General features: G+C 67.4%; 10 protein-coding genes and 1 pseudogene. 5 read left to right on the forward strand and 6 right to left on the reverse strand.

Annotated features, from left to right (window positions below; all coding sequences use genetic code 11):
* Position 1 precedes the first annotated feature (1 nt).
* A complete protein-coding gene (locus SROT_RS10035) occupies positions 2 to 4183 on the reverse strand; it encodes a bifunctional nitrate reductase/sulfite reductase flavoprotein subunit alpha (RefSeq protein WP_013138917.1) in 4182 nt (1393 codons plus the stop codon).
* Between the two features lie 202 nt (positions 4184 to 4385).
* Between SROT_RS10035 and SROT_RS17110 the strand changes: the two genes are divergently transcribed.
* The gene (locus SROT_RS17110) at positions 4386 to 5135 is read left to right on the forward strand and encodes a DUF998 domain-containing protein (protein ID WP_013138918.1); all 750 of its coding nucleotides are present in this window, start codon (positions 4386 to 4388) and stop codon (positions 5133 to 5135) included.
* Here the strand turns inward: SROT_RS17110 and SROT_RS16115 are convergent.
* Positions 5103 to 5399: pseudogene (locus SROT_RS16115) on the reverse strand (DUF3054 domain-containing protein); the annotation flags it as partial. The gene SROT_RS17110 and the pseudogene SROT_RS16115 sit on opposite strands and share 33 nt — an antisense overlap.
* Positions 5400 to 5413: 14 nt before the next feature.
* Between SROT_RS16115 and SROT_RS10045 the strand changes: the two are divergent.
* Positions 5414 to 6223: a hypothetical protein gene (locus SROT_RS10045; protein ID WP_148223415.1), complete on the forward strand. Its 810-nt coding sequence runs from the start codon at positions 5414 to 5416 to the stop codon at positions 6221 to 6223.
* A 57-nt stretch (positions 6224 to 6280) separates the two neighbouring features.
* Here SROT_RS10045 and ilvC read toward each other — a convergent pair whose 3' ends face one another.
* The 4 genes from ilvC to SROT_RS10065 form a co-directional block, all read right to left on the reverse strand.
* On the reverse strand, positions 6281 to 7309 hold the full coding sequence (ilvC, locus tag SROT_RS10050) for a ketol-acid reductoisomerase (RefSeq protein ID WP_013138921.1): 1029 nt from the start codon (positions 7307 to 7309) through the stop codon (positions 6281 to 6283).
* A gap of 51 nt (positions 7310 to 7360) precedes the next feature.
* Positions 7361 to 7891, reverse strand: coding sequence for an acetolactate synthase small subunit (gene ilvN, locus SROT_RS10055; RefSeq protein WP_013138922.1), 531 nt, complete (start codon positions 7889 to 7891; stop codon positions 7361 to 7363).
* Positions 7888 to 9741 carry an acetolactate synthase large subunit gene (locus SROT_RS10060; RefSeq protein ID WP_049773343.1) on the reverse strand — a complete coding sequence of 618 codons (1854 nt, stop codon included), beginning with the start codon at positions 9739 to 9741 and terminating at the stop codon, positions 7888 to 7890. The genes ilvN and SROT_RS10060 overlap by 4 nt, the downstream gene beginning before the upstream one ends.
* Positions 9742 to 10075: 334 nt before the next feature.
* Positions 10076 to 10834, reverse strand: a complete 759-nt coding sequence (locus SROT_RS10065) for a sensor domain-containing protein (protein ID WP_013138924.1) — start codon at positions 10832 to 10834, stop codon at positions 10076 to 10078.
* 184 nt (positions 10835 to 11018) lie between these two features.
* Between SROT_RS10065 and SROT_RS10070 the strand changes: the two genes are divergently transcribed.
* From SROT_RS10070 to SROT_RS10080, 3 genes are all read left to right on the forward strand, one after another.
* The gene (locus SROT_RS10070) at positions 11019 to 11522 is read left to right on the forward strand and encodes a hypothetical protein (protein ID WP_013138925.1); all 504 of its coding nucleotides are present in this window, start codon (positions 11019 to 11021) and stop codon (positions 11520 to 11522) included.
* A gap of 78 nt (positions 11523 to 11600) precedes the next feature.
* Positions 11601 to 12830, forward strand: coding sequence for an Nramp family divalent metal transporter (locus SROT_RS10075; protein WP_013138926.1), 1230 nt, complete (start codon positions 11601 to 11603; stop codon positions 12828 to 12830).
* An 8-nt stretch (positions 12831 to 12838) separates the two neighbouring features.
* Complete coding sequence (locus SROT_RS10080) at positions 12839 to 14038, forward strand: FAD-dependent monooxygenase (protein ID WP_013138927.1); 1200 nt, start codon at positions 12839 to 12841, stop codon at positions 14036 to 14038.
* The last annotated feature ends 3 nt before the right edge of the window (positions 14039 to 14041 follow it).

Consider the following 14041-nt stretch of genomic DNA (forward strand, 5'->3'; position numbering starts at 1 on the left):
TCTAGTACACGTCCCGGACGTAGCGCTTCTCGGCCGCGAGCCGCTTCTTATACGTTTTCGCCTCGTCTTGGGACATCCGCCCGTGCGTCTGGATGATCCGCACGAGCGTTTCGTCCACGTCTCTCGCCATCCGGCTCGCGTCGCCGCAGACATATACATACGCCCCGCCCTCGATGAAGCGCCAGAGCTTGGCTCCGTGCTCGACCATCCGGTCCTGCACGTAGATCCGCCGGCGTTGGTCGCGGGAGAAGGCGAGGTCGAGCCGGGTCAAGAACCCGTCGGAGAACATCCCCTCCAGCTCCGCCTGGTAGTAGAAGTTGTCGGCGCAGTGCTGCTCGCCGAAGAACAGCCAGTTCTTGCCGGTGTGGCCGAGCGCGCGCCGTTCGTGCAGAAAGCTTCGGAACGGCGCCACGCCAGTGCCAGGGCCGATCATGACGACCGGGGCTTGCGGATCGGCGGGGATCCGGAAGTGCGGGCAGCGTTGGAGGAACACCGGGACGAGCCGGTCGTGGGCCCGGTCGGCGAGGAAGCTCGAGCACACCCCCCCTCGGGTCCGCCCGTCCACGCCGAGGAACCGCACCACGGACACCGTGAGCTGCACTTCGCCGGGGGTCGCATGGGGGCTGGACGAGATGGAGTACTGCCGAGGGGCGAGCTTGGGCAGCACTTGCTGCCATTCCGCGAAATCGGCTTGAACGGGGAATTCGCGCATCAGGTCCGCGCCTTGCCTGCCGAACAGCCAGTTGTCCAGTTCGACTTTGTTGTCTCGGCGCAAAAGCTTCGCGAGGGCGAGGTCGTTGTTGCGGGCGGCGACGAAGCGCAACAGCTGCGGCGTGATGCGACAGATGTCGTAATGTGTGGTGAGCGCGTCCACGAGCGGGGCGGACGCGCCGTCCACGGCGACAGGCCGGTCTGCGTCGAGGCCGGTCGCCATGAGCCAGGCATCGACGTCCTCGGGGGCGTTCGCCGGGTACACGCCGAGCGCGTCTCCTGCTTCGTAGTCGAAGTCGTGGCCGGAGACGTCGAATCCGAACTGCCGCACCTCCTTGGCGGAGTTCGCGCCGGAGATGACTTGGTTGCGGCACATCGGCACGGCGATGCGGCGGTGTTTCGCAGGCGCGTCGCAGCGCTCTTCCCCGGTCTCCAGGACTGCGGGCGCGGGTTCGGCGACAGCGATGCGCGCAGCGGGCACGGCCGAGGGCTGCGCCGTCAAGGCGCCCACCACCTCGCGCAGCCAGTTCTGCGCGATCATGTCCTCGTCCGCCTCGCAGACCGCCAACGGCAGAACCCGAGCCGCCCCAAGCTCCGCAAGCCGGACGTCGAGGGCCTTCGCGTAGCCGCAGAAGTCGTCGTAGGCCCGGTCCCCGACGCCGAACACGGCGTACTGCAAGCCAGAGAGCTTCAGCTCCGCGTCAGCGTCCAGCCTGGCCCAGAAGTCCGACCCGTTGTCGGGCGGGCCCCCGGTCCCGAACGTGCTCGTCACCACCAGCGCCCGCGGGGTTCTGGCGAGTTCGGCGAGGTCCAGTTCGTCCATGTTGGCGCCTCGCGCGGGCAGCCCCGCTTCGACGAGCGCGCGCACGCATGTCTCGGCGAAGTCCTGCGCATTGCCCGTCTGGCTCGCCCACACGACGAGGACCGGGGCTTCGGCTCTGCTCTCGCGCGCAGGAGCAAGGGGGCTCTGGGCGGTTTCGGCCCGTGAGCACATGCCCGCGAGCAGGCCGTCGACCCAGAGCCGCACCTGTTCGCGCACCGGGGCGGTGGGCGGCAGCACCGGAACGCCCCCCGTTTGCGGCAGCGTCAGAGCGCCCTCCGTCTGCGGCAAGGACAGAGCGCCGGGGCCTCGGACCGCTCCGATCAGGAACCCCGAGACGTACAGGCCTTCCGCCTCGGTGAGCTGCGGCGCGGATATCAACGGGAACGGCAGTTCGCGCAAGGGCGTCGGCGTTGCCGCGTCGGGCAGCGAGAAGACTTCCTGCGCGGCTTTGGGCAGCGGTTCGAGCGCGACCGCGCAGGCTTTCAACTCCGGCTGGAGCGACTCGGGGTCCACCGCGTCACTGGTCACGGCATTGATGGCGAGGTTGTGGCCGTGGGTGTCGTTCCAGTGGAACGGCGCGAAGCAGGAGCCCTGCCGGATCCGGTCGGTGACCACGGCGGGCAGCACCGCTTCCCCTCGGCGCGAGCGGACCCGCACCTGTTGCCCCTCTTCGATGTCGAACTGTTTCGCGTCCACCGGGTGGATCTCCACGAACGGGCCGGGGTTGAGCTTGTTCAGTTTCGCCACTTTCCCCGTCTTGGTCATGGTGTGCCATTGGTGCTGCACCCGCCCGGTGTTGAGGATGATCGGAAACTCCTCGTCCGGCAGCTCTTTGGCCTCCATGTGCGGACGGGGGAGGAAGACCGCCTTGCGCGAGGGCGTCGGGAATGCCAGCCGGGGGGCGGCCCCGTCCTCCCCGACGTGCAGGCTCTGGCTCACGCCATCGTTGATGTACCGGATCGGATGGCGCCCGCCCGGTTGCCGCTCAGCGTGCGCGCCCGTGTCGCCCTCGGGCGGGCAGGGCCATTGCAGCGGAGTCTGGCGCAACCTCTCGTAGCTGGCTCCGCGCAGGTCCCACCCGGTCTGCGGGTTCCAAAAACCCCGCAGCTCGTCGAAAACCTCCGCGCTGGACGCAAACGCGAAGGCGTCCGCGAAGCCGAGTTCGGCGGCGACCATGCAGATGAGCTTCCAATCCGGCAGCGCGTCGCCGACCGGCGGGACCGCCTGCTGCAACAAGGTGAGGTTGCGCTCCGAATTAATCATCACGCCCTCGCTCTCCGCCCAGAGCGCGGCCGGCAGCAGCACGTCCGCGTAGCGGTTCGTGGCGGTGTCGAGAAAGGCGTCTTGCACGATGACCAATTCCGCCGCTTCGAGACCTTCGATCGCCACCTGCCGGTTCGGCGTGCTCGCCACCGGATTGGTGCATATGATCCAGCAGGCTTTGACCTTGCCGGATTTGAGCTGCTCGAAAAGCTCGACCGTCCCTGGGCCGACGTCGGATCGGATCGTCCCTGGCGCGAGGCCCCACGCCGCTTCGACGTGCTCGCGGTCCTTGGGGCTCACCACCGAGCGCTGCCCCGGCAGGCCCGGACCCATGTACCCCATCTCGCGTCCGCCCATCGCGTTGGGCTGGCCGGTGAGCGAGAACGGCCCGGAGCCGGGACGGCAGATCGCGCCCGTGGCGAGGTGCGCGTTGCAAATCGCGTTGGTGCTCCACACCCCGTGGGTGGACTGGTTGAGCCCCATCGTCCAACAGGTCATCCACTCCCCCGCCGCCGCGATCATCGCGGCGGCTCTGCGGATGTCCGGCTCGGGGAGCCCGGTGATCTGCGCGACCTTGTCCGGGGGGTAGTCGAGCAAGAACTCCTCCATGCCCTCCCAGCCCTCGGTGTGCTCCGCGATGAACTCGCGGTCGATGTGCCCGCCCGCCACGAGCACATGCAAGATGCCGTTGAGCAGCGCCACGTCTGTGCCAGGCCGAACAGGGAGGTACAGGTCGGCCTTGTCGGCTGTGGCGGTGCGCCGAGGGTCCACCACGATCAGCTTCGCCCCCGCTTTGAGCCGGTCCGCCATGCGCAGATAGAGGATCGGGTGGCAGTCGGCCATGTTGGAGCCTATGACCACGAACAAGTCCGTCTTGTCGAAGTCCTCGTACGATCCAGGCGGGCCGTCCGCGCCGAGGGACTGTTTGTAGCCAGTCCCCGCGCTCGCCATGCACAGCCGAGAATTGGACTCGATATGCGTCGTGCGCAGGTAGCCTTTGGCGAGTTTGTTCGCCAGATATTGGGCCTCGATCGACATTTGCCCTGAGACATAGAGCGACACCGCGTCCGGGCCGTGCTCGGCGAGAATTTTCTTCAGGCGCGCGCCTGCTTCTTGCACCGCTGCCTGCACAGCGACCGGCTGCAGCGCTGTGTCCTGGCCAGGGCCGCCGCGCTCAGGCCGCAGCCACGCCGAGTCCAGCCGCCCTTTCGCCCGCATCATGTCGGCGTGGGTCTGCCCCTTGGTGCAGAGCCTGCCGAAATTTGTCGGATGCGCTTTGTCTCCGGAGACCTTCGCGATCACCGGGAGGCCGTTCTCCTCTTTCGTCTCGACCACGATTCCGCAGCCGACACCGCAGTACGAGCACGCGGTTCTCGTCTGGGCCACCGCATCATTGTCCGCGTTTGTCCTGCCTCTGACGGTTCCAACCGCGTTAGGTTTGCGTCAAACCCGCCTCACAACCACTGAGGGGCGCGCCGTGCGGGCGCGGGGCCGCGGCCTCTCGGCGTTGACGCCTTTTTGGCCGCTGGGCTGCGCGAGCCGCGCTATCATGTGGCCGCCCTGCTGGCCATGCGCTTAGGATACCGGCATGGCATGTCAGAAATTTCCCCGAGCTTGGGCGTTGCTGTGGGCTGCGCAAATCCAATTCTTCCTCGCCTACGCTGTGACGCTCTCGGCGTGGACGACCCCGTTCCGATGGCAAGTGCACACGATCAGCGAATTGGAAGCCCCCTACTGCAAACGCGTGGGCGCCGACGCGCACTGGACGTGCTCACCGTGGCATGTCGTGATGCAGATTTCGTTCTTCGCCGCGGGCGTCCTCATGGCCGCAGGGGCGCTGCTCCTGCCGCGCCAGCTCGCTGGACGGGCGATGCGGGCGCTCTTTGTCCTCGCCGGCGCGGGGTTGGTCGTCGTCAGTCTGACGCCGAGGACAGAGAACGCCGCGGTCCACATGCCTGCCGCGATCACTTCGATTCTGCTCGGCAATCTTGGGCTCGTCCTGCTGGGCTGGCGAGGACGGCAGCGTTTGCGGTGGGCCGGGCTCGCCGCTGCGGCGCTCGGCGCTGTGGGCTTGGCGGGGTTCGCCGTCACAGTGGCGAGTCAGATCCTCTGGGCGGCAGACCAGCTCTGGCTCGCGTCCTGGTTCGGCGCGGTCGAGCGCGTCGCGGTGTACCCCACGTTCCTCGGGATGATCGTTTTAGGTTTGGGCGCGCTCAGCGCCAGACCGGGCGGGCACGAGCTTGGCGATCAGCCGCCAGCCGAGCAGAAAGACCGCCGTCGCGATGCTGGCGACGAGCAGGAAGCTCCACGCCACGCCCTGCCGGTCGAGCACTCGTAGGAGCATGCCCACGCAGACCGCGCACACCCACACCGCCAATCCGGTGGGAGCGATCGCGCGCGGCGCGCGCCAGCCCCGGCTGATCGCCCATCCGACAGCCGCGCCGACCAGGAAAGGCCATGCCGTGCCCAGCACGCCGAACACGTCGTCGTGCTTGTGATGGCTGTGGCGGCCGATGGCCGCGAAGACCAGAAGGGACGCCGCATCAGCCACCAGAGCGGCCAGGGTCCGCGTCCTCGTCAAAACTGCCGCCACACAGCCCACTGTAGACTCATCGGGTGACAAGGGCGCAGACAACCGGGACCCCGGCGTCCAGACGAGCGGCTTTGCAGGAGAAACGTCGGCGCACGGCGAAGCCGCCGAGGCCTGCGGGCGCGACGCTCCTCGACCGGATCACCAGCTGGTGGACGCTCGGCGTGTTTGCGGCAGCCTGCGCGGTCGCCGCCCTCGCCGTGTGGCTCTGGCCCAGGCCGTCCGAGCATCAGGCGAACCCGGCCGCGATGCGCGTCAGCGCCGACGAGTTCCCGCCCGAGTACACCGCGAAGGAGAACCTGAGCCTCGACTCCGTCGCCTACCCGCAACAGAACCTGCCCAACACCAGGTACGACCCGCCGCGATGCGCCGAGTTCACGACGCAAAAACCGCTTGCAGAGCTCGGCGACGGCAAAGCCTCCTACGGCGTGCAGCGCACGCGCGACGAACTTCGGGCGATGACGTTCGGCGTGGTCGACCGAGTGGTCTCGTGGGATCAGTTCGCCCAATTCGCCCAGTCCTGCTCGATATTCTCGATGACGAACGACTTCGGGGACGGGAATGTGCGCATCGCCTCGCTCGGGGCCCCGCCTTCTGCCGCCGATCAGGCTGTGAGCTATTTTTTGACAACGCGCAGCGCGGCGAGCGGCGCGAAGAAGAGCGCCGCCAAAGACGGGGCCATGCTCATGGTCCTCGCCCATGTCAGCGGCCGCACCGTGTTCGCGGGGCTCACGTTGCAATCGCTCAAACCGGCCTCGGCGGAACAACTGCCGGACAAGGAGGCCTTCATCAAGCTCTACGCGACGCTCGTGCAGCGGGTCAAAGACAACAGCTGAACAACACGCAGAGCGCGGGGCCGCATGCGGCCCCGCGCTCTGCGTGTTCCCCGGTGGCTACACGGTGTCGTCAAGCGGGTTGTCCACCCAGCTCATCAGACCGCGAAGACGCTTGCCGACCTCTTCGATGGGGTGCTCGGCGTTCTTCTTGCGCAAGGACTCGAGCTCCGTGTTGCCGCCTTCGACGTTGGCGACGAGGCGCTTGACGAAAGTCCCGTTCTGGATATCGGCCAGGATTTCGCGCATGTGCTGCTTCGCGGACTCGTCCACGACCCTGGGGCCAGAGAGGTAGCCGCCGAACTCCGCCGTGTCGGACACGGAGTAGTTCATCCGGGAGATCCCGCCCTCATACATCAGGTCAACGATGAGCTTGAGCTCGTGGAGCACCTCGAAGTAGGCCATCTCCGGGGCGTAGCCCGCCTCGACCATGACCTCGAAGCCGGTCTGGACCAGCTTCTCCGTGCCGCCGCAGAGCACCGCCTGCTCGCCGAAGAGGTCGGTCTCGACCTCTTCCTTGAAGGTGGTGGCGATGACGCCGGCGCGGTGCGCGCCGAGCCCCGCCGCGTACGAGAGGGCGAGGTCGAGGGCTTCGCCCTTGGGGTCCTGGGCCACGGCGACCAGGGCCGGAACGCCCTTGCCGTCAACGTACTGCCTGCGCACCAGGTGGCCGGGGCCCTTCGGGGCGACCATCGCGACAGTCACGCCCGCAGGCGGGGCGATCAGCTCGAAGTGGATGGCGAGGCCATGCGCGAACAACAACGCGTCGCCGTCTTTCAGGTGCGGCTCGATCTCTTCGGAGAAGATCTTGGCCTGCGAGGTGTCCGGGGCGAGGACCATGATCACGTCAGCCCACTCGGCGACCTCGGCGGGGGTGCCCGCGACCAGGCCCTGCTCCTCGACCTTGGCGCGGGAGGCGGACCCCTCGCGCAGGCCGACGCGCACCTCGACGCCGGAGTCGCGCAGGTTCAGCGAATGGGCGTGGCCTTGACTGCCGTACCCGATCACCGCGACCTTGCGGCCCGCGATGAGCGACGGATTGACGTCGCTCTCGTTGTAGACGGTGACAGACCCTTGTTTGCTGGGCATAGGAACTCCTTTATGTGTTGGCGTGGTTGTTGTCGGTCATTTGTGTTCGGATCACCAGCGCTGGTTTTGCGCGGTGATCGGTTTCGAGCCGCGCCCGAGAGCGATGAGCCCGGACTGGACGATCTCTTTGACGCCGAGCGGGTCGAGCACCCGCAGCAGGGCTTCAATTTTCTGCTGGTCGCCGGTGGCCTCGATGACCACCGTGTCCGAGGTGATGTCCACGACTTTCGCCCGGAAGAGGTTCGCGATCTCGATCACCTGGCCGCGCGATGCGGCGTCCGCGCGGACCTTGAGCAACACGAGCTCGCGGGCGACCGAGGTCTCCACCCGGTGCTCGACGATCTTGATGACGTTCACCAACTTGTTGAGCTGCTTGACGATTTGCTCGAGGACCGGCTCCTCGACGGTGACGGTGATCGTCATCCGAGAGATGCTCGGCTGCTCGGTCGGCCCCACGGCGAGCGAGTCGATGTTGAACCCTCGACGGGAGAACAGCGAAGACACCCTGGCGAGCACGCCGGGTTTGTCCTCGACGAGGACGGACAGTATCCGTGTCTGGATTGGTGCTGTTGTCGTGCTCATTCTAGCTTTCCGTGGCCGGGGAGGGGCAGGTCCTCCGAGTCGTCGAACAGCGGCCGGATGCCCCTGGCAGCCATGATCTCCGAGTTGCCGGTGCCCGCGGCCACCATCGGCCACACCTGGGCGTCCTCGCCGACCACGAACTCCACCACCACAGGCCGGTCTGTGATCGAACGAGCCTGGGCGATCGCTGAAGCGACGTCCTCTTTGCTTTCGCAGCGGATTCCGACGCAGCCCAGCGCCTCAGCCAGTTTCACGAAATCGGGGATGCGCAGCTTGTGCGTGCCGAGGTCCGTGTTGGAATAGCGCTCTTCGTAGAACAAGGTCTGCCACTGGCGGACCATGCCGAGGTTGCCGTTGTTGATGAGCGCGACCTTGATCGGGATGCCCTCGATGGCGCAGGTCGCCAGCTCCTGATTGGTCATCTGGAAGCAGCCGTCGCCGTCGACGGCCCAGACCTCGCGGTCGGGCTCGCCGAGCTTCGCGCCCATCGCGGCGGGCACGGCGTAGCCCATGGTGCCCAGGCCGCCGGAGTTGAGCCAGCTGCGCGGCCGGTCGTAGCGGATGAACTGCGCTGCCCACATCTGGTGCTGGCCGACGCCTGCGCAGAAAACCCCCTCCCGGCCGACCGCTTTGCCGAGTTCTTCGATGACGTACTCGGGCGAGAGCTTGCCGTCCGAAGGCCAGTCGTAGCTGAGCGGGTAGGTGTTGCGGAGCTGGTCGAGATACGCCTGCCATTCGGCGAGGTCGCTCTGGTCGCCGGTCGCGGCAAGCGAGCGGATCGCCTCGGTGAGCTCGATGATCGTCTCTTTGCAGTCCCCGACGATCGGCACGTCAGCAGCGCGGTTCTTGCCGATTTCCGCCGGGTCGATGTCGGCGTGGACGACTTTCGCGTACGGCGCGAACGAGTTCAACTGCCCGGTGACCCGGTCGTCGAAGCGCGCGCCGAGCGCGATGAGCAAGTCGGCTTTCTGCAACGCTGCCACGGCCGCGACGGTGCCGTGCATGCCCGGCATGCCGTAGTGCTGGCGGTGGCTGTCGGGAAAAGCGCCTCTGGCCATGAGCGTGGTGACCACCGGAATGCCAGTGAGCTCGGCAAGGGTCAAGAGCTCCGCGTGCGCGTTCGCCTTGATCACGCCGCCGCCGACGTAGAGGACCGGGCGCTTGGAGCCGAGGATGATCCGGGAAGCTTCCCGGATTTGCTTGGAGTGGGGCCGGGTGGTCGGCTTGTATCCGGGCAGGCGGCGTTGCGGCGGCCAATGGAAGGGGGCCTTGGCCGTCTGGACGTCCTTCGGGATGTCCACGAGCACCGGGCCGGGGCGGCCGGTGGCGGCGAGGTGAAAAGCCTCGGCGAGGGTCCTTGGAATGTCCGCGATGTCGGTGACCAGGAAGTTGTGCTTTGTGATCGGCATCGTGATGCCGCAGATGTCCGCCTCCTGGAAAGCGTCCGAACCGATCAAGCCCTTCGGCACCTGGCCGGTGATCGCGACGATCGGCACCGAGTCCAGGTACGCGTCCGCGATCGGGGTGACCAGGTTCGTCGCGCCGGGGCCAGAAGTCGCCATGCACACGCCGACCTTGCCGGTGGCTTGGGCGTAGCCGGTGGCGGCGTGCCCGGCGCCTTGCTCGTGGCGGACGAGGATGTGGCGGACCTTCTCGGAGTCCAGCAGGGGGTCGTATGTCGGCAGAATGGTGCCGCCGGGGAGGCCGAAGACGGCCTCGACGCCCAGCTCTTCCAAACTGCGGATGATGGTTTGCGCGCCGGTGAGCATCTCCGGGGCGTTTTGTTGCCGGGGCTGGGCCTGCATTTGCCCTTCTTGGCTGCCGTCTCCGAAATCGGACTCGGGCTGCATGGTTGAGGCGGTCACTGTTGTGCTCCTTTTCTCTTTTCCTCTGTTCGCCGGCCTCAGGATCACTGATGGCACGCGTTGTGCTGATCGCAGCACGCTGTGTTGGCCACGCGCTGTGCTGGCCACACAAAAACACCCCCGCCAGGATCTCTGGTCAGGGGTCAGGCGCGTCGTCGCTTCAGGCGGAAATCACTGGGCGCTGCGGTGAAGCGGGACGCGCCTAGATACGTACCTCAAGAAGCTGCTCACGCATGATCCAAGTGTAGCGCCGCGGCGGCGCGCGGGGCAAATCGTCTTTTGCCGCGGGCTCGGCGGCTGCGCGTTGCCCGGCTTTCGCTCATGCGGGCAAGGCCTCTTCCAACGCGTCGGCGACAGGTTCCGCGCCCTCCCCTTGTGGGTCCGCCGCGCAGACCATGACCTCCAAAAACACGTTGCGGCGCACTCGCGCGTCATAGGAGCAGCTGCGCGCCGGGGCGCCAGCTTTCTCCGAGCGCCACCGAATCGAATGCTCCTCGTCTGACGGCTCGACATGGAACGTCAGCGGGAACTCCGCGCCGATGGCGTCGGTTTCCGTCGCAGAGACGCCGTCGCAGGCGCGCAGCTCCGACACGAGCGAGACATACCGTCCGCGCGGTTTCGACTCGGAGGGATACAGCCCGACCGACATCACGATCTGCGTCGAGTCGTCGTCCTCTGCGGGCTGGACGGTGGTTTTGCGGAACGCCGTCCACTCCTCGCCGTACGCGGCGCGGGTGCCGACGGGGTCGGCGAGCAGGCACTGGTTGGCCGTCGTCTTGGAATCTGCTCCCGGCGCGGTGACGTCTCGCGACCAGGCAAGGGGCGCGTTCACAAGACCTGCCGCCTGATCGGCGGGGACGGCGATCGACTCCAGCGCGCTGGCAGGGACGAGCCGGGTGGCGTCGGGGACGGCCAACGGCAGGAGCCTCCCGTCCGGGGCGGCGTGTCCGGGCACGACCACAACCCCGGCCCAGGAGCCGAGGCCCATGCCGGTGAACACGGCGGAAGCCACGCACAGGCCGAGGGCGGCAGGGCCCCCGGGGAATTTTTTTAGCCGCCCGAAGGCACCTAATCGCATGAGCAAGTGTAGCGGCGCGGCGAGAGATTTCTCTGGGCGCCCAGCGCGGCAGCAGCCTCGCCGGCGCCGGTCGGGGCTGCGCGCGGCGGACCATGCGGTATCGTGAGCGCCATCACCAGCGGGGCCGCAGTCGCGCCGACACCAGGCCCAGCCGCACGCAACAGAGAGATAGGAAGCCATGCGCATGCTGTCGTGGAGAACCTCGGCGAAAGCGATTCTGGCCTTCGTCGCCGCCATCGCCTACACGCCAATAGCGACTCCGGCCCAAGCCCTTGCGGCTGCCGATCCTGGGCGCGGCGCCCTTGCCGCAGTCAGCTCCGCGAGCGCACAGGACTCGGCAGACGAGGACGACCCGCCCGCCGACGGCGACGATGACGCGGACGCTCCCCCTCCTTGCCTGCCCGGCAACGCGCCGAGCGCGGTCACCGGACGGTGCGTCCCCGACTTCCCCGAGCATGTGTGCCCAGACGGGGGCATGAGCATTTGGAACCGTTGCCCGCAAAGCGACCCGTGCGTCGGCGGCGGCGCGAGCGTCAACGGGCAGTGCCCCGGCCCGACCGAGCGTTTCTGCGACGAAGGCGTCAGCTTCGAAGGCTCATGCGGGGAGGACCGTGCGGACGAAGAGAGCTTTGCGGACGGGGAAAGCGCGTTGGAAAACCGGTTTGCCGCTGCCGCTTCGTCAAGATAACCCCCTGCGCCGCGCATCGCCGTCGCGTATCGCAGCCCATAGTTTTCGGTGAGACGAACTTTTGTCTTCGTCTGTACGATGACAACCGTGAACGTGCGCGTCAAGGCCTTGCGGCCGATCATCTCGCTCCTGGGCCCGGCTTTCGTGGCGTCCATCGCCTATGTGGACCCAGGCAACGTCGCCGCGAACGTCGCCGCGGGGGCGAACTACGGGTTCTTGCTGGTGTGGGTGGTCGTGGCGGCAAACCTGATGGCCTGCCTGGTGCAGTACCTTTCCGCGAAACTCGGGATCGTCGCCTGTCTGACCTTGCCAGAAGCAGTGGGGGCCCGCCTGTCCAAACCCGCTCGAATCGCCTACTGGGGGCAAGCAGAAATTGTCGCCATGGCAACCGACCTGGCAGAAGTCATCGGCGGCGCGATCGCGCTTTTCTTGCTCTTCGGGCTGCCGCCGCTCGCCGGGGGCGCCATCACCGGCGTGGTGAGCATGGCGATGCTCGCGGTCAAAGACCGTGAGGGCCAGCGGACTTTTGAGCACATGGTCATGGGATTGCTCGCCGTCATCGCCGTGGGCTTCTGCGCCAGCCTGGCCATCGCGCCGCCGGACGCCGGCGAGGTCGCCGAAGGGCTGCTGCCGCGATTCCACGGCTCCGGGAGCGTGCTCATCGCCGCGGCCATGCTCGGCGCGACGGTGATGCCGCACGCCGTGTACCTGCACTCCGGTCTCGCGAAGGACCGGCATGGGGCCGTCGAGCCCGCCCAGCGGGGCAGACTGCTCCGAGCCACGCGGTGGGACGTGGGATTCGCGATGGCCCTCGCGGGAACGGTCAATCTCGCGATGCTTCTGGTCGCGGCGCAGAACCTCACGGGAGTGACAGGAGTGGACTCGATCGAGGGCGCGCACGCCGCCGTCGCGGAACGAGTCGGCCCCTTCGCCGCGCTCTGCCTCGCGATCGGACTGCTCGCCTCAGGACTCGCGTCGAGCTCCGTCGGCGCGTACGCGGGATCGATGATCATGCACGGGCTCCTGGGCGCGAAGATCCCGCTGCTCGCCCGCCGCCTCGCCACCCTGGTCCCAGCCTTGGTGATTATCGCCTTGGGCGCAGACCTCTCTGAAGCGCTCGTGCTCTCCCAGGTCGTGCTCTCCTTCGGCATCCCGTTCGCGCTCATACCGTTGGTGCGGCTCACCAGCGACCCAGCGGTCATGGGCGAAGCGGCCAACGCGAAACCCACTCGCGCGCTCGGCTGGCTGGTCGCGGGGCTCATCACCGCCCTGAATATTCTCTTGATCTGGCTGACAGCGAAAAGTTAGGCTGACCTGTGAGCACATATCGAGCGCCCTTGCGCGTCCTTGTCTGCGGCGGCGCGATCGCCGGTCCGGCGATCGCGTTCTGGCTCGCCCGAGCCGGGCACACAGTGACCATCGTCGAACAGTCGGCAACGCTGCGCGGGGGCGGACACGCCGTCGACTTCCGAGGCCCGTCGCTGACCGTCCTGGAGAAAATGGGCGTTTTGCCTCAGGTGCGCGCGCAGGCGACGAACATGGGCCCGACCATCAGGGTCGACGCGCAGGGGAAGGAGATCGCCCGCCTGCCCGCCGAGGTGACCGGCGGGGAGCTGGAGATCGTCTGGAGCGACCTTGTCCGCATCTTGCACGACACTGTGCGCGGCGACGTGCGCTACCGTTTCGGGGTCCGGATCACACACATCGCCGACCTTGGCGAGCACGTCGACGTCGTCCTGAGCGACGGCTCGGCGGGCAGCTATGACTTCGTGGTCGGAGCCGACGGGCTCCACTCGGGCGTGCGATCGCTCGTCTTCGGCCCAGAGTCCGAGCTGGTCGCCCAGCTCGGCCGGATCTTCTGCCTCTTTTCCGTGGAGAATCATTTGAAGCTCGACCACCTGAGCATGGACTACAGGACCCCGGACGGCAGGGTGGTCCTGCAAGGGGACGATCCGGACAAGCCAGCCCGGGCGAATCTGTGGCTCATCGAACCCGACGTGTCCGGATTCGACCACCGGGACGCGCAGAAGGCGAAACAGCTCTTCGCCGAGCGCTTCGCTGACGGCGGTTGGGAGACCCCGAGGATCCTCGAAGCGCTTGCCGCCGCCGATCCCGTGTATTTCGACACGCTCGCCCAAGTGCGCCTCACGGAGTACAGCAAGGGCCGTGTGGTGCTGCTCGGGGACGCAGCCTGGTGCGCTTCGCCGCGATCTGGCATGGGCACCTCCCTCGCGATTGTCGGCGCGTATGTGTTAGCCCACGAACTGCTCCGCGCGAACGGCGACCACGTTGCAGCGTTCGCGCGCTACCAGCAGTTGCTCAAGCCGTATGTGGAGCGCTGCCAGAGATTGGCGCTCGACGGCATTCGGGCCGACACGCCCACAACAGCATTCGGCAGATTCAAGCGCCGTCTGACGCTGTGGTCGCTGCGCCTCCCAGGCGTGAGCGAGCGCGTCGCGAGACAGTCGCTCGCCGTGGGGCGCTCGTTCGCGCTGCCGGAGTACTCGGGCTTCTGAAAG

The organism is Segniliparus rotundus DSM 44985 (genome assembly GCF_000092825.1).
Lineage (GTDB): Bacteria > Actinomycetota > Actinomycetes > Mycobacteriales > Mycobacteriaceae > Segniliparus > Segniliparus rotundus.